The sequence below is a fragment of the Pseudomonas sp. 8BK genome (assembly GCF_902506475.1).
GTDB classification, from domain to species: Bacteria; Pseudomonadota; Gammaproteobacteria; order Pseudomonadales; family Pseudomonadaceae; genus Aquipseudomonas; species Aquipseudomonas anguilliseptica.
The window spans coordinates 3827029-3842849 of the sequence record NZ_LR733252.1 but is presented as its reverse complement, the minus strand read 5'-3'; the positions used below and the strand labels follow the sequence as shown (position 1 = coordinate 3842849).

The following is a 15821-nucleotide window of genomic DNA, read 5'->3' as shown; positions in this document are numbered from 1 at the left end:
GGTGGCATCGGCAACGATCTGTTGTTGGGCGGTGAAGGTAACGACAACCTTAGCGGCGATGCCGGCGACGACATCCTTGACGGCGGTGCAGGCAACGACAACCTTAACGGTAACGCAGGTAGCGATATCTACCGTTTCAGCCGTGGTTGGGGTCAGGATACGGTCAGCAACTACGACACCAGCGTAGGGAAGGTCGATGCCATCGTCTTCGCCGACGACATTGCACCGGATGACATCGTTGTTACTCGCTCCAGTATCAATTTGATCCTGTCACTCAAAGACAGCAGCGATAAGGTCACCGTCAGCGGTTACTTCAACACTGACGGCACGAGTGCCTACAAGCTGGAAGAGATCCGCTTCGCCAATGGCACCACCTGGACTGTTGACCAGGTCAAGGTCATGGCTCTGCAGAGCACCGATGGAAACGACACCCTGACCGGTTACGCTACAGATGACAGCCTTAGTGGTGGCCTGGGCAACGACTATCTGCATGGCCAGGACGGCAATGATGTGCTCGACGGCGGTGCCGGCGATGATCGTCTGTATGGCGAGAATGGCAATGACACCCTGATCGGCGGCACGGGTGCCGACCAGCTCAACGGTGGCATCGGCAACGATCTGTTGTTGGGCGGTGAAGGTAACGACAACCTTAGCGGCGATGCCGGCGACGACATCCTTGACGGTGGTGCGGGTAACGATTCGCTACTTGGAAGTGCCGGAAACGATATTCTTGACGGCGGCGCCGGTAATGACTCGCTCAGTGGTGGTACTGGTTCGGACACTTACCTGTTCGGCATCAACTCAGATCAAGACACCATCAATAACTACGACACCTCCGCTGGCAGTGTAGATGTGATGCGTTTCACTGAAGGGGTATCGATCGAGCAGTTGTGGTTTAGAAAAAACGGCTCGAGCTTAGATGTCAGCATTATTGGTACTACCGACAAGGCAACGGTCAGCAGTTGGTATTCCGGCAGTAACTACCGTCTGGATCAGTTCCAGACTACCGATGGTAGAACGCTGCTGGATGGCCAAGTGCAAAACCTTGTCGATGCCATGGCCGCGTTCGGCGTTCCGCCCGGAGGTGAGTCCAGTCTCACGGCTGATCAGCGTGCGCAGTTAGATGTGGTAATAGCTGCTAACTGGCAGTAAGTCTCCTGCATAGCCTCCAAGCAAAGGCCCATCATATGATGGGCCTTTGTTTCTTGTGGATATGATTCAGGTAGCTTTCTTAAGATTATGGCGCCGCTCGCTTAGCATCAATTATCTTATGCTAGTAGCGACAAACATATAGCGGTAAATGTGACGGTATTGCGCCACACAGTTTTCTACACATCCCTTCAACAATACGGGTTTTGGCGATCTGTTGATTATCGAGTGGGAGTGATTCAGCCAACAAGGGCAGCGCAAGCTGCCCTTGTTGTTTGTGCTGCGGCATTCTGTCCGCTTCCCAGGGTCGTCAGTCCCATTACTTAAATGAGAAGATATTTCAATTGATAGTCCGGGTTCATTCGGGCTGATAGCTACCCCGGATTGCATCCGGGCTACGGGAATTTCAATGTCCTTTACCCGCAGACAAATGCTGGCCGGTCTGGCTGGTTTAGGTGTCGCCGGCCTTGGCGCTGGCGGTGTGCGCTATTGGCTGGGCCGTCCGGAGAATGTGGCGACCCACGACTATGAGCTGATCGCCGCGCCGCTGGATATCGAGCTGGTTCCGGGGCATCGCACGCCGGCCTGGGCTTACGGTGGTCAGGCGCCTGGTGTGGAGTTGCGCTGCCGGCAGGGTGAGCGCTTGCGCGTGCGCTTTATTAACAAGCTGGAGGTGCCGACCACTATTCACTGGCACGGTATCCGTCTGCCGCTGGAGATGGACGGTGTGCCTTATGTGTCGCAGGCGCCGGTGCTACCGGGTGAGTACTTCGACTACAACTTCATCACCCCTGATGCCGGCAGCTTCTGGTACCACCCGCATGTCGCCAGCGGTGAGCAGCTGGGCCGCGGGTTGGTTGGCGCGCTGATCGTCGAAGAGCACGAGCCGACGGGCTTTCGCCATGACCACACGCTGAACTTGAAGAGCTGGCATGTCGATGAGCGGGGTGCATTTACCAATTTCAGTGTGCCACGCGAAGCGGCGCGCGGTGGTACGCCTGGGCGTCTGAGTACGGTCAATGGCAAACATGCGCCGACCCTGGATCTGCCTGCCGGGCAGGTGGTGCGTCTGCGCCTGATCAACCTGGATAACACCCTGACCTATCGCCTTAATCTGCCCGGCGCGGATGCGCGCATTTATGCGTTGGATGGCAACCCGGTCGAGCCACGGCCGCTGGGCAAGGAGTACTGGTTGGGACCAGGCATGCGCCTAGAGCTCGGGCTAAAGGTACCGGCAGTTGGCACTGAGCTATCGCTGCGTAACGGACTGCTACGCCTGGCGACCTTGCGTGCAGTTTCTAGTGTCGAGCCTGCGAGCGAGTGGCCGCCGGCCTTGCCAGCCAACCCGGTGGCCGAACCTGATCTGGTTAATGCGCAAACCGTCAAATTCAACTTCGAGTGGGCCGGTGCAGTATCGGTCGGCCTGGACCAGGGCGCGGCGCACAGCTTCTGGCAGATCAATGGTCAGGCCTGGGATATCAATGACAAGACCTGCGCCGACCGGCCGATTGCTCGCCTGCAGTTGGGCAAGAGCTATATCTTCGAGCTGCGCAACCTAAGCCAGTATCAGCACCCGATCCATCTGCATGGCATGACCTTCAAGGTGCTGGCTTCGGATCGCAAGGCGATCATTCCGTATTTCACCGACACCTACCTGCTGGGCAAAAATGAGCGCGCGCGCGTCGCGCTGGTTGCCGATAATCCCGGGGTATGGATGTTCCACTGCCATGTGATCGACCATATGGAAACCGGTCTGATGGCATCAATCGAGGTCGTTTAAGCGTGCGCCACCCCCTGATCATTGATCGCAGCCAGGACCAGCACTTTATGCGCGAGGCCCTGGCCCTGGCCGCCGAAGGCGCTGCCCTGGGCGAGGTGCCGGTCGGTGCAGTGCTGGTGCAGGATGGCCAGATTGTTGGGCGCGGTTTTAATTGCCCGATCTCCACCCATGACCCCAGCGCCCATGCCGAGATGGTGGCGATTCGCGCCGCCGCGCAAGCCGTGGATAACTACCGCCTGCCGGGCAGCACCCTGTATGTCACCTTGGAGCCGTGCAGCATGTGCGCTGGCCTAATTGTGCATGCGCGGGTGCAGCGCGTGGTGTACGGCGCGACCGAGCCCAAGGCTGGGGTGGCGATCAGCCGTGGGCAGTTCTTCGGCCAGGCGTTTCTCAATCACCGCGTGTTGATTGAGGGTGGGGTGTTGGCGGAGGAGTGTGGGGCGGTACTTAGCGCATTCTTCAAAGCGCGGCGCGAGCAACGCTAGAACCTGCGCAAAGTCTGCGCGCGTCGGCTCTGCTGCGTAAAAACAGGCTCGGAATGCTCATGTACAGCTCGTACACTCCGCGTCCTCGCCTGTTTTCGCCTTGCATAGCTCTAGCTCGCGAGCCTTTGAGCAGGTTCTGTTAAAGCGGTGGGGTTTGCTCATTCGGCTGACGCTTGTCGATGCCTGGTACATGCTGATTGCTTTCAGCGATTTGCGAGCCTTCCAGCTGTGGCTGGGTTACCCAGGTAAGAATGTCGTAATAGCGGCGGATGTTACGCACAAAGTGCACCGGCTCGCCGCCGCGGGCATAGCCATAACGGGTCTTGCTGTACCACTGCTTCTGCGACAGGCGCGGCAGAATCTTCTGCACATCCAGCCATTTGTTCGGATCCAGGCCTTCGGCTTCGGTGAGCTTGCGCGCATCTTCCAGATGGCCGCCGCCGATGTTGTAGGACGCCAACGCGAACCAGGTGCGATCCGGCTCCTGAATACTTTCCGGCAGCTGGTTCTTTACATAGACAATGTATTTCGCGCCGCCTTCGATGCTCTGCTTAGGGTTCAAACGGTCCGACACGCCCATGGCTTGGGCAGTGCGCAGGGTCAGCATCATCAGTCCGCGTACACCGGTTTTCGAGGTGGCGGTGGGTTGCCAGAGTGATTCCTGGTAACCCATGGCGGCGAGCAGGCGCCAGTCGACCTGATTGGCCTGGGCGGCTTCGCGAAAGTGTTTCTCGTAGCGCGGCAGGCGTTGCTGCAGGTGCTTGGCGAAGGTGTAGGCGCCGACATAACCGAGTACATCAACATGGCCGTAGTAGCGATCCTTCAGGCGCTGCAGGCTGCCGTTCTTGTGCGCGCGCTCGATAAAGGCATTCATCTCGTCAAGCAGGCTGCGGTCTTCACCAGGGGCGGTGGCCCAGGCCAGGTTTTGCGCATCGCCCAGATCAAAGGCCACGCGTACGTTGGAGAAGTACACCTGGTTCATCGCCAGCTCGTTGGAGTCCACCAGGGTCAGGTCGATCTGCCCTTCATCAACCATGCGCAGCAGGTCGACTACCTCGACGGCAGCGGATTCTTCGTAAGTCAGTTCCGGTAATTGCAGCTTGAGTGCGGCCAGCTGTTCGGCATGGCTGCTGCCTTTAAGTACCAGAATGCGTTTGCCAAGTAGATCATCCGGGCGGGTCGGGCGTTGCTGGCCGTTGCGGTAGATCACCTGGGGGGTGACTTCCAAATAGGGTAGGGAGAAACGTGCGTGTTGCTGCCGTCCGTCGCTTTCTACTAAGCCGGCGGCAGCGAGTACGGGGCCGTTGGGCTTGTTCAGGCTGGCGAACAGCTCGTCGAGGTTGTCGGCGGTTTCGATTTTCAGCTCAAGACCCAGATCGTCGGCAAAGCGCTTCACCAGCTCGTATTCGAAGCCGGTCTCGCCGTTACGGTCCTGGAAATAGGTGGCCGGGCTGTTGCGGGTGATCACCCGCAGTACACCCTCCGCCTGAGCGCGCTCGAGTGTGCTGGGTTCTTCAGCACAGCCGCCGAGCAGCAGGAGGATTCCGATCACCGACAGCCAGCAGGCGCAGCGCACACGGAACGCAGATTGGGCAAACATTGGCGCAGTATACGCAAAGCATGGGGCGCGCCATATCTCGACAGCGGGTTGCTTCTCTGCTAGCGCAGTCGCTACGTTTGGCCCGCCTTCACGGGTGCCGTTGGCGGCGCTTTAGGCTAGAATGCACGGCCTCAAAGTACACCCCTTCCCAGAGGCTGTCCCCGATGTTGATCCTGCGCGGCGCTCCCGCCCTTTCTGCTTTCCGTCACGGCAAACTGCTTGAGCAACTGACCAGCAAGGTGCCTGCGGTCACCGGCTTGTATGCCGAGTTTGCGCATTTCGCCGAGGTTACCGGCGTTCTGAGTGCCGACGAAGAGCAGGTATTGGCCCGTTTGCTGAAATACGGCCCGAGTGTGCCGGTGCAGGAGCCAAGCGGCCGCCTGTTCCTGACCATTCCGCGCTTTGGCACCATCTCGCCCTGGTCGAGCAAGGCCAGCGACATTGCTCGCAATTGCGGCCTGGCGAAGATTCAGCGCATCGAGCGCGGCCTGGCGTACTACGTCAGCGGCGAGCTGAATGCCGCCGAGGCGCAGCAGGTTGCGGACGTGCTGCATGACCGCATGACCCAACTGGTGCTGGATAACCTCGAAGGCGCCGCTGCGCTGTTCAGCCACGCTCAGCCCAAGCCGCTGACTGCCGTGGACATCCTCGGTGGTGGGCGCGCTGCGCTGGAGAAGGCCAACGTCGAGCTGGGCCTGGCCCTGGCCGAAGATGAAATCGACTACCTGGTGACCAGCTTCAACGCTCTGGGGCGCAACCCCCACGACATCGAACTAATGATGTTCGCCCAGGCCAACTCCGAGCACTGCCGACACAAGATCTTCAATGCCAGCTGGGATATCGATGGTGAGAGCCAAGAGAAATCCCTGTTCGGCATGATCAAGAACACCTACCAGATGCACAACGAAGGCGTGTTGTCCGCTTATAAGGACAACGCCTCGGTGATCGTCGGCAGTGTCGCTGGTCGCTTCTTCCCGGACCCAGAGACCCGTCAGTACGGCGCGACCCAGGAGCCCGTGCATATCCTGATGAAGGTGGAAACCCACAACCACCCGACGGCTATCTCGCCGTTCTCCGGTGCGTCCACCGGTTCCGGCGGCGAGATTCGCGACGAAGGTGCTACCGGCCGCGGTGCCAAGCCGAAGGCGGGCCTCACCGGTTTCACCGTATCCAACTTGAACATTCCCGGTTTCGAGCAGCCCTGGGAAGTGCCGTACGGCAAGCCTGAGCGCATTGTTACCGCGCTGGACATCATGATTGAAGGCCCGCTGGGTGGCGCGGCGTTCAACAACGAGTTCGGTCGTCCGGCCCTGACCGGCTACTTCCGTACCTTCGAGCAGGCGATCCAGACCCCGCGTGGCGAAGAAGTGCGTGGCTACCACAAGCCGATCATGCTCGCCGGCGGTATGGGCAACATCCGTGCAGATCACGTGCAGAAGGGCGAGATCACCGTCGGCGCCAAGCTGATCGTGCTCGGCGGCCCAGCCATGCTGATCGGCCTGGGTGGCGGCGCCGCGTCGTCGGTCGCCACTGGTGCCAGCTCGGCTGACCTGGATTTCGCCTCGGTACAGCGCGAGAACCCGGAAATGGAGCGTCGTTGCCAGGAAGTGATCGACCGCTGCTGGCAGCTGGGTGACAACAACCCCATCGCTTTCATCCATGACGTTGGTGCGGGCGGTATTTCCAACGCCTTCCCGGAGCTGGTCAACGACGGTGGCCGTGGCGGCCGTTTCGAGCTGCGTAATGTACCGAATGACGAGCCAGGCATGGCCCCGCACGAGATCTGGAGCAACGAGTCCCAGGAGCGTTACGTGCTGGCCGTCAGCGCCGTCGATTTCGAGCGTTTCAAGGCCATCTGTGAGCGCGAGCGCTGCCCATTCGCGGTAGTTGGTGAGGCCACTGAAGAAGCCCACCTGACCGTGACTGACAGCCATTTCGCCAACACCCCGGTGGACATGCCGTTGGAAGTGCTGCTCGGCAAGCCGCCGCGCATGCACCGTTCGGCCGCCCGCGAAGCTGAGCTGGGCGATGATTTCGATGCCACTAGCCTGGCCATCGATGAAGCCGTAACCCGCGTGCTGCACCACCCGGCCGTGGCCAGCAAGAGCTTCCTGATCACCATCGGCGACCGCACCATTACTGGTCTGGTAGCTCGTGATCAGATGGTTGGCCCGTGGCAGGTGCCGGTGGCCGATTGCGCTGTGACTGCCACCAGCTTCGACGTGTACACCGGTGAAGCGATGGCCATGGGCGAACGCACCCCGCTGGCGCTGCTGGATGCTGCAGCATCCGGGCGTATGGCGATTGGTGAGACCCTGACCAACCTGGCCGCATCGCGCATCGAGAAGATGTCCGATATCAAGCTGTCCGCCAACTGGATGGCCGCTGCTGGCCACCCGGGCGAAGACGCGCGTCTTTACGACACCGTGAAAGCAGTCGGCATGGAGCTGTGCCCGGAGCTGGGCATCACCATCCCGGTGGGCAAGGACTCGATGTCGATGAAAACCCAGTGGCGCGACGAAGGCGCGGACAAGAGCGTGACCTCGCCGCTGTCGTTGGTGGTGACCGGCTTTGCTCCGGTCAGCGATATTCGCAAGACCCTGACCCCGCAGCTGCGCATGGACAAGGGCGAAACCGACCTGATCCTGATCGACCTGGGCCGTGGGCAGAACCGTATGGGCGCCTCGATCCTCACCCAGGTGTACGGCAAACTCGGCACCCAGGCGCCGGATGTCGATGACGCCGAAGACCTCAAGGCGTTCTTTGCGGTAATCCAGGGTCTGAATGCTGACGGTCATATCCTCGCTTACCATGACCGTTCCGACGGCGGCCTGATGGTAACTGCGCTGGAAATGGCTTTCGCCGGCCACTGTGGCTTGAACCTGTTCCTCGACGCCTTGGCCGATAGCAGCGCCGAGCTGGCCGCCGTATTGTTCAACGAAGAGCTGGGCGCGGTGATCCAGGTGCATCAGGACGCCACCCCGGAAGTGCTGGCACAGTTCAGTGCCGCCGGTCTGGGCGACTGCGTGGCAGTGATCGGTCAGCCGGTCAACAGCGATGACGTGGCCATCAGCTTCAACGGTCGGCCGGTCTTCGGCGGCCAGCGCCGTCTGTTGCAGCGCCAGTGGGCGCAAACCAGTTACCAGATCCAGCGTCTGCGCGACAACGTGCAGTGCGCCGAGCAGGAGTTCGACGCCATCCTCGATGAGGAAAACCCAGGTTTGTCGGCCAAGCTCAGCTTCGACGTCAATCAGGACATCAGCGCGCCGTACATCCGCAAGGGTGTACGTCCGCAGATCGCCGTACTGCGTGAGCAGGGCGTCAACGGCCAGGTGGAAATGGCAGCGGCCTTCGATCGCGCCGGTTTCAACGCGATCGACGTGCATATGAGCGATATCCTCAGCGGCCGCGTCAGTCTTGAAGAGTTCAAGGGCCTGGTTGCCTGCGGCGGCTTCTCCTACGGCGATGTACTGGGTGCCGGTGAGGGCTGGGCCAAGTCGATCCTGTTCAACGCCCGTGCCCGTGATGGTTTCCAGGCGTTCTTCGAGCGCAAGGACAGCTTCGCCCTTGGCGTGTGCAACGGCTGCCAGATGATGAGCAACCTGCACGAGCTGATCCCTGGCACCGAGTTCTGGCCGCACTTCGTGCGCAACCGCTCGGAGCAGTTCGAGGCGCGCGTGGCCATGGTTCAGGTGCAGGAGTCGGCATCGATCTTCCTGCAGGGCATGGCCGGATCGCGTATGCCGATCGCCATCGCCCACGGCGAAGGGCATGCCGAGTTCGAGAACGAGGAGGCCCTGCTTGAGGCCGATCTGTCCGGCTGCGTGGCCATGCGCTTTATCGACAACCACGGCAAGGTCACCGAAACCTACCCGGCCAACCCCAACGGTTCGCCGCGGGGGATCACCGGTCTGACCAGTCGCGACGGCCGCGTGACCATCATGATGCCGCACCCGGAGCGGGTGTTCCGCGCCGTGCAGAACTCCTGGAAGCCGGATGACTGGCAGGAAGATGCAGGCTGGATGCGCATGTTCCGCAACGCCCGCGTTTGGGTGGATTGATCCGGTTGGTGCGGGCTTATGTCGAGTAAGCCTGCGTCGATTCTGCCTGAGGTGCGCCAGGTCAAACCTGGCGATACCTTGCTGTTGTGCCGCTGCGGACGTTCGTCCCGGCTTCCCGATTGTGTTTCCGCCTGCCCTGGTGCGCTTGAGCTGCGGCCTGAGCGTGAACAGTTTCTGCTGCTTTGCCGTTGTGCACGCTCGCAACGTCTACCTTACTGTGATGGCAGTCATAACCTGCCGGTAAGCGGTTTCATGGCCCGTTGGCGGCGTTTCTGGCGCGGGTATAACTTGGCTGATTGAGCTAATGCGTTGAACACACAGCACATTGCCCGGTCATAGGGTGCAAGTGTGATGGGTTGCGCGAATACCCAATAAGGCAGAATGCCATTATTGTGTGGCATCATTATCGAGCTGTTTTTATCAGTCTTGCCGGCGGAGACTTCGATGTACAAGCTGTGTTTTTATGTGCCTGAAACTCATCTGGATGCCGTGAAAAGCGCGGTATTCAGTGCCGGTGGCGGACGTATTGGCCATTATGATCAGTGTTGTTGGCAAGCCCTGGGGCAGGGCCAGTTCCGTGCTCTGGAAGGTAGTCAGCCATTTATTGGTCAGCCTGGACAGGTCGAACAAGTGGCGGAGTGGAAAGTCGAGATGGTGGTGGCTGACGAGCTGATTCATGACGCGGTCAAGGCCATGAAGAAGCAGCATCCTTATGAGACGCCGGCTTTTGAAGTGTGGCGGCTGTCAGATATCCAGTTCTAGCTCATAAAAAAGGCGCCTCTAAGGCGCCTTTTTTATGTCGGTCGATCAGGGTCTGATTTCGATCAGCGTGCCATCTTTGACCAAGGCCCAGATTTCTCGCATGTCGGTGTTTTTCATGGCGATGCAGCCTTCGGTCCAGTCCAGGGTGTGGAAGAACCATTCGGGGTATTCCTCGTCCAGCGGCGTGCCGTGGATCATGATCATGCCGCCGGCCGACACGCCCTTGGCGCGCGCTTGCGCCTGGTCGCGGGCGTTGGGGTAGGAGATGTGCATCGACAGGTTGTACTTGTCGCTGGTCTTGCGCCAGTCGATCCAGTAGAAGCCTTCCGGGGTGCGCAGGTCGCCTTCGCGTTGTTTCGCCCCTTCAGGCTGTTTGCCCAGCGATACGCGGTAGGACTTGAGGGTATTGCCGCGGCTGATCAGGTGCAGCTTGCGTTCGGACTTGACCACCAGCACTTTGTCGATGGTTTTGCCGTTAAGGGTCGGGGTGGTGCTGGCGTGGCCAGTCAGGGCAACGGTCAGGCAGAGTAGGGCGAACAACCAGCGCATCGTAATTCCCATGGATCAAAAGGCTTTCTTGTAATGTGCGCGCAAGGCTTCGAGCGGCTCGTTGCGGACCGGAAAGTGCTGTTGCACGCGGTCGGCGAAGTAGCATTCTAAGGTACGCCCGATGGTCGGGAAAGCCAGCTCTGACCAGGGGATGTCCTGTTCGTGAAATAGCTGAACCTCAAGGCTCTCTTCGCCCGGGGCAAAGTCCAGATCGATCAGCTCCGCGCGAAACAACATATACACCTGATTGATGTGCGGCAGGTCGAACAGGGTATAGAGGCTCAGGCTGCGCACTCGCGCGCAGGCCTCTTCGTGGGTTTCGCGGGCGGCGGCCTGTTCCAGGGTTTCGCCGTTCTCCATAAAGCCTGCTGGCAGGGTCCAGTAGCCACGCCGTGGCTCGATGGCGCGGCGGCACAGCAGCACCTGTTCGCCCCACACCGGCAGGCAGCCGGCGATGATTCGCGGGTTTTGATAATGCACGGTCTGACACTGCGCGCAGACGTGGCGCAGGCGGTTGTCACCCTGCGGGATGATGTGGCTGATCGCGCCACCACAGTTGCTACAGAACTTCATGCCAGACCCTCGCTGCGTGTTGGTTATCTTGGCGCGCATCTCGGCTGCTCGGCAAGCGGCCTGGCAGACTGAGTTGCCGGGTGTCCGGATGATTGCAGTCGTGGTTCGGGGCTTGGGCCGTGCGCTGCTTTCGTGCCATGATCGAACGCAGAACAAAAGACTGAGAATCCCCATGCTGGACGAGTTGCTCCATCGCATGCGTGGCTATAGCCCGCACATTCTGCAGACCGACAAGCGTTACCCTGAGGCCGCAGTGCTGGTGCCCATCACCCGCAGTGATGAGCCGGAAGTGGTGCTGACCTTGCGCGCCAGCGGTTTGTCCACCCATGGTGGTGAGGTGGCGTTTCCCGGTGGTCGGCGTGACCCGGAAGATGCCGATCTGATCGAGACCGCTTTGCGCGAGGCGGAAGAGGAAATCGGCTTGCCGCCTGGGCTGGTCGAGGTGATCGGGCCGCTCAGCACGCTGGTATCGCGCCATGGTATTCAGGTCACCCCTTATGTCGGTGTGGTGCCGGATTTTGTCGAGTACAAACCCAACGACGGTGAGATTGCCGCTGTATTTGCCGTGCCGCTGGCGTTCTTTCGCGACGACCCGCGGGAAACCACCCACCGTATCGATTACCTCGGGCGTAGCTGGTATGTGCCGAGTTACCGTTATGGCGAATATAAGATCTGGGGGCTAACGGCGATCATGTTGGTCGAGTTGGTCAACCTGGTGTTCGATGATGTGCATATCGATATGCACCAGCCGCCCGAGTACTTTATCAAGCTCACCTGAGCCTATGAGGAAGCATCCATGAAATACCGCCTGGGTTCGTCCCAAGTCGAGGCCCATGCCGACAGCTGGGTTGCACCGAATGCCACGCTGGTCGGCAAGGTCAGGATGGAGCCGGGTGCCAGCGTGTGGTTCAACGCTGTGCTGCGTGGCGACAACGAGCTGATTCATATCGGCGAGAACAGCAACGTGCAGGACGGCACGGTGATGCACACCGACATGGGCTTTCCGCTGTCCATCGGCACTGGCGTGACCATCGGCCACAACGCCATGCTGCACGGCTGCTCGGTGGGTGATTACAGCCTGATCGGCATCAATGCGGTGATTCTCAATGGTGCAAAAATCGGCAAGTACTGCATCATTGGCGCCAATAGCCTGATCGGTGAAGGTAAGGAAATTCCCGATGGCTCGCTGGTCATGGGCTCGCCCGGCAAGGTGGTGCGCGAACTGACCGAGCCGCAGAAGAAGATGCTCGAAGCCAGCGCCGCCCATTACGTGCACAACGCCCAGCGCTATGCCCGTGATCTGCAGGAGCAGGACGACTGATGCAATCGCAGGAACGTCCCGTCGCCTCGCCCTGCGTGCATGTCTGCGCGCTGGACGATGAAGATATCTGCATCGGCTGCCAGCGTACGGTCGCCGAAATCACCCGCTGGAGCCTGATGGAGAACAGTGAGCGCCGTGAGGTGCTGGTGCAGTGTCATGAGCGGGCCAAGGCCAAAGGCATTCTGCTGTAAAAACCGGATCACGATCTGCTGCGCGTCGGCCCTGCTGCGTTAAAAACAGGCTCGGAATGCTCATTTACAGCTCGTAAACTCCGCTTCCTCGCCTGTTTTTGTCTTGCAGTGCTCTAGCTCGCGGATCGTGAGCAGGTTCTAACTTTCTTGATCAGTTTGAGGATTCACCATGCCCCGTATCGGAACCCTTTTGTCGCCGAGCGCGACCCGCGTGCTGTTGTGTGGCTCTGGCGAGCTGGGCAAGGAGGTGGTGATCGAGCTGCAACGCCTCGGCGTCGAGGTGATTGCCGTGGACCGTTACGCGAATGCGCCGGCCATGCAGGTGGCACACCGCAGCCATGTGATCAACATGCTCGATGGTGCGGCCCTGCGTGCAGTGATCGAGCTGGAACAGCCGCACTACATCGTCCCGGAAATCGAGGCGATTGCCACCGCGACTCTGGTCGAGCTGGAAAATGAAGGTTTCACCGTCATCCCCAGCGCTCGCGCTGCACAGCTGACCATGAACCGTGAAGGTATCCGCCGCCTGGCCGCCGAAGAGCTGGGGCTGCCGACCTCGCCCTATCAGTTTGCCGACTCATTCGAAGAGTGTCGCGTGGCGGTGGAGAGCATCGGCTTTCCCTGTCTGATTAAACCGATCATGAGTTCTTCCGGCAAAGGCCAGTCGGTGCTGAAAAGCCTGGATGATCTGCAGGCCGCCTGGGACTACGCCCAGGCCGGTGGCCGCGCCGGAAAAGGGCGGGTGATCGTCGAGGGCTTTATCGATTTCGATTATGAAATCGCGTTACTTACTGTGCGCCACAGTGGCGGCACCACTTTCTGCGCGCCGGTCGGTCATCGGCAGGTCAAGGGCGATTACCAGGAGTCCTGGCAGCCGCAGCCGATGAGCGCCAAAGCTCAGGCCGAAGCCGAGCGTATCGCTCTGGCGGTTACCGGATCGCTGGGTGGGCGTGGGCTGTTTGGAGTTGAGCTGTTCGTCAAAGGTGATCAGGTGTGGTTCTGCGAAATTTCGCCGCGCCCGCACGACACCGGCCTGGTTACCCTGATTTCCCAGGATCTGTCCGAATTCGCCCTGCACGCGCGGGCGATTCTCGGTTTGCCGATTCCGGTCATTCGTCAGTTCGGCCCATCGGCTTCTGCGGTGATCTTGGTTGAGGGGGAGTCGCAGCAAGTCAGCTTCGGCAACCTCGGTGCGGCACTGGCCGAGCCGGATACTGCTCTGCGCCTGTTCGGTAAACCGGAGGTCAGCGGCCAGCGCCGTATGGGCGTGGCGCTGGCGCGAGATGAGTCGTTACAAGCGGCGCGCGCAAAGGCTACGCGTGCGGCGCAGGCGGTCAAGGTCGAGCTGTGAGTGCGTTGCGCACCTATGCCTGGTGGCTGGGCTTGGCGCTGTTGGCGCCGATTGCCTTGCCGCTGGCAGTGCGCACGCGTCGTAGCGCACTGCGCCTACCACCAGCTGCAGGGCCATTGAGTGGCGTGGCGGGCGCGGATCTACCGGGTGAGCCATTGCGTCTGCTGGTGCTGGGTGAGTCGACCGTGGTGGGCGTGGGTGTGGATGAGCTGGATGCCGCGCTGGTAGGGCAGTTGGCTGCGGCGCTGGCTGCGCGCAGCGGTCGTCCGGTTGCCTGGCGTGCTTGCGGTGAAAACGGCATTACCGCCGCGCAGGCCCATCAGCGGCTGTTGCCGCAGGTGCTCGATCAGCCCTTTGATCTGGCGCTGCTGGTGTTCGGCGTCAACGACACCACTCATTTGACCCCATTGCCGCGTTGGGAGGCAGCACTTGGCGGCATGGCTGAAGCGTTGGCCGCTCGCGGTGTTCGGGTGGCGTTTAGCAGTGTGCCGCCACTGCAGCATTTCTCTGCCTTGCCCTGGTTGTTGCGGCGTTTGCTCGGCATACGTGCCGGCTTGTTGGATGCGCGCCTGCGCCGGCTGGCGGCGAGTCTGGGGGCCGGGCATCACGCGGTTGAGCTGGAGTTTTCCGCCGAGTACCTGGCGCGTGATGGTTATCACCCGTCAGGTCTGGGCTATCGCGTGTGGGCTCAGGGGCTGGCCGTTAGTCTTGCGCCGGCTGCTCGGTATGCGTCTTAGGCTTGGTTTGCCAGGCACGCACGCTTTTTACCCGGTTGTCTGACGACTGCAGAATCTCCAGGCGATAAGGGCCGATCTTCAGGCACACGGCGCTGTCGGGGATGCTTTCCAGCGCCTCGGTCACCAGGCCGTTGAGGGTTTTCGGCCCATCGCAGGGCAGGTGCCAGTCCAGTGCTTTGTTGATTTCACGGATATAAGCCGCCCCGTCGATTACCTGGGTGCCGTCTTCCTGAGGATGGATATCCGGGCTGCGCAGAGTGTCCTGGTTGCTGAAGTCACCGACGATTTCTTCGAGGATATCTTCCAGGGTGACGATGCCGATCACGTCGCCGTATTCATCGACGACGATACCGATCCGGCGTTTCTGCTTCTGAAAATTGATCAGCTGAGTCGACAGCGGCGTGCCTTCAGGCACGAAATACGGCTCGTTGCAGGCCGCCAGTAGCGCCTCTTTACTCAGCTCGTTGTGCGTCAGCAGTCGGGCAATCTGGCGCATATGCACGATGCCTTCGATCTGATTGATATCGGTGTGAAACACCGGCAGGCGGGTATGGGTTGTATTGGTCAGCAGGCTGATGATGCTTTCAATGTCGTCATCCAGGTTGATGCCGGTGACTTCGTTGCGTGGAATCATGATGTCATCCACCGTCACCCGCTCAAGGTCAAGAATGCCGAGCAGCATGTTCTGGCGGTTTTTCGGCATGCCGGCGCCAGATTCACGCACTACGCTGCGCAGTTCTTCGGTGGACAGGCTGTCGCTGGCGCGTTGCGAGGGGTCTACGCCGAGCAGGCGCAGCAGCACGTTGCTGATGGCGCTAGTGGCCCAGACCACCGGATAAAGCAGGCGTTGCAGCAGCAGCAGTACGCGGCTGGCGGGAAAGGCCACCAGTTCCGGGCGCAGTGCGGCCAGGGTTTTGGGAGTGATTTCGCCGAAAATCAGCACCACGATGGTCAGGCCGGCGGTGGCAATTGCGATCCCGGCTTCGCCCCAGATATCCACGGCCAGCACAGTGGCGATGGAGGCGGCGAGGATGTTGACCACGTTGTTGCCAACCAGAATGGTGCCGAGCAGTCGATCTGGTCGGCTGAGCAGGGTGGTGACGCGCTTGGCGCCCTTATGCCCTTCCTTGGCCATGTGTTTGAGGCGATAGCGGTTGAGGCTGAGCATGCCGGTCTCCGAGCTGGAGAAGAATGCCGAGCACAGAATCAGAAAAATCAGCAGCCCAAGCAGGTAGCCGGAGTGAAGGTCGTCCACGGAAGGG

15 protein-coding genes are annotated in these 15821 nt (G+C 60.5%); 11 read left to right on the top strand and 4 right to left on the bottom strand.

Annotation, left to right across the window (positions count from 1 at the left end; all coding sequences use genetic code 11):
• From ACIN8IBEIGE_RS17895 to tadA, 3 genes are all read left to right on the top strand, one after another.
• Positions 1 to 1152: calcium-binding protein (locus ACIN8IBEIGE_RS17895; RefSeq protein ID WP_306109732.1), on the top strand; the 1152-nt coding region annotated here is incomplete at its 5' end.
• A 406-nt stretch (positions 1153 to 1558) separates the two neighbouring features.
• On the top strand, positions 1559 to 2929 hold the full coding sequence (locus ACIN8IBEIGE_RS17890) for a multicopper oxidase family protein (protein WP_160015834.1): 1371 nt from the start codon (positions 1559 to 1561) through the stop codon (positions 2927 to 2929).
• 2 nt (positions 2930 to 2931) lie between these two features.
• Positions 2932 to 3414 (top strand): tRNA adenosine(34) deaminase TadA, encoded by a 483-nt coding sequence (gene tadA / locus ACIN8IBEIGE_RS17885; protein WP_160015833.1) that lies wholly within the window; start codon positions 2932 to 2934, stop codon positions 3412 to 3414.
• Positions 3415 to 3553: 139 nt separating this feature from the next.
• On the opposite strand, the gene mltF is transcribed toward tadA, so the two are convergent.
• The gene (gene mltF / locus ACIN8IBEIGE_RS17880; RefSeq protein WP_160015832.1) at positions 3554 to 5014 is read right to left on the bottom strand and encodes a membrane-bound lytic murein transglycosylase MltF; all 1461 of its coding nucleotides are present in this window, start codon (positions 5012 to 5014) and stop codon (positions 3554 to 3556) included.
• 164 nt (positions 5015 to 5178) lie between these two features.
• Here mltF and purL point away from each other — a divergent pair, with 164 nt between their 5' ends.
• From purL to ACIN8IBEIGE_RS17865, 3 genes are all read left to right on the top strand, one after another.
• Entirely contained in the window at positions 5179 to 9075 is a 3897-nt protein-coding gene (gene purL / locus ACIN8IBEIGE_RS17875) for a phosphoribosylformylglycinamidine synthase (protein WP_160015831.1), read from the top strand.
• An 18-nt stretch (positions 9076 to 9093) separates the two neighbouring features.
• A complete protein-coding gene (locus ACIN8IBEIGE_RS17870) occupies positions 9094 to 9375 on the top strand; it encodes a CDGSH iron-sulfur domain-containing protein (RefSeq protein WP_160015830.1) in 282 nt (93 codons plus the stop codon).
• A 144-nt stretch (positions 9376 to 9519) separates the two neighbouring features.
• Positions 9520 to 9837, top strand: coding sequence for a YqfO family protein (locus tag ACIN8IBEIGE_RS17865; protein WP_160015829.1), 318 nt, complete (start codon positions 9520 to 9522; stop codon positions 9835 to 9837).
• Positions 9838 to 9882: 45 nt separating this feature from the next.
• Here ACIN8IBEIGE_RS17865 and ACIN8IBEIGE_RS17860 read toward each other — a convergent pair whose 3' ends face one another.
• Entirely contained in the window at positions 9883 to 10386 is a 504-nt protein-coding gene (locus ACIN8IBEIGE_RS17860) for a murein L,D-transpeptidase family protein (protein WP_160015828.1), read from the bottom strand.
• Between the two features lie 15 nt (positions 10387 to 10401).
• A complete protein-coding gene (locus ACIN8IBEIGE_RS17855) occupies positions 10402 to 10959 on the bottom strand; it encodes an NUDIX hydrolase (RefSeq protein ID WP_160015827.1) in 558 nt (185 codons plus the stop codon).
• Positions 10960 to 11131: 172 nt separating this feature from the next.
• Here ACIN8IBEIGE_RS17855 and ACIN8IBEIGE_RS17850 point away from each other — a divergent pair, with 172 nt between their 5' ends.
• The 5 genes from ACIN8IBEIGE_RS17850 to ACIN8IBEIGE_RS17830 all read left to right on the top strand — a co-directional run bounded on the left by ACIN8IBEIGE_RS17850 (position 11132) and on the right by ACIN8IBEIGE_RS17830 (position 14559).
• A complete protein-coding gene (locus ACIN8IBEIGE_RS17850; protein WP_160015826.1) occupies positions 11132 to 11737 on the top strand; it encodes a CoA pyrophosphatase in 606 nt (201 codons plus the stop codon).
• Between the two features lie 18 nt (positions 11738 to 11755).
• A complete protein-coding gene (locus ACIN8IBEIGE_RS17845) occupies positions 11756 to 12280 on the top strand; it encodes a gamma carbonic anhydrase family protein (RefSeq protein ID WP_160015825.1) in 525 nt (174 codons plus the stop codon).
• Entirely contained in the window at positions 12280 to 12471 is a 192-nt protein-coding gene (locus ACIN8IBEIGE_RS17840; protein WP_160015824.1) for a DUF1289 domain-containing protein, read from the top strand. Before ACIN8IBEIGE_RS17845 ends, ACIN8IBEIGE_RS17840 begins: the two co-directional genes overlap by 1 nt.
• Positions 12472 to 12640: 169 nt before the next feature.
• Entirely contained in the window at positions 12641 to 13822 is a 1182-nt protein-coding gene (gene purT / locus ACIN8IBEIGE_RS17835) for a formate-dependent phosphoribosylglycinamide formyltransferase (RefSeq protein WP_160015823.1), read from the top strand.
• Positions 13819 to 14559 (top strand): SGNH/GDSL hydrolase family protein, encoded by a 741-nt coding sequence (locus ACIN8IBEIGE_RS17830; RefSeq protein ID WP_256665221.1) that lies wholly within the window; start codon positions 13819 to 13821, stop codon positions 14557 to 14559. The genes purT and ACIN8IBEIGE_RS17830 overlap by 4 nt, the downstream gene beginning before the upstream one ends.
• On the opposite strand, the gene ACIN8IBEIGE_RS17825 is transcribed toward ACIN8IBEIGE_RS17830, so the two are convergent.
• Entirely contained in the window at positions 14525 to 15814 is a 1290-nt protein-coding gene (locus ACIN8IBEIGE_RS17825; RefSeq protein WP_160015822.1) for an HlyC/CorC family transporter, read from the bottom strand. The two genes, ACIN8IBEIGE_RS17830 and ACIN8IBEIGE_RS17825, sit on opposite strands and share 35 nt — an antisense overlap.
• Between the last annotated feature and the right edge of the window lie 7 nt (positions 15815 to 15821).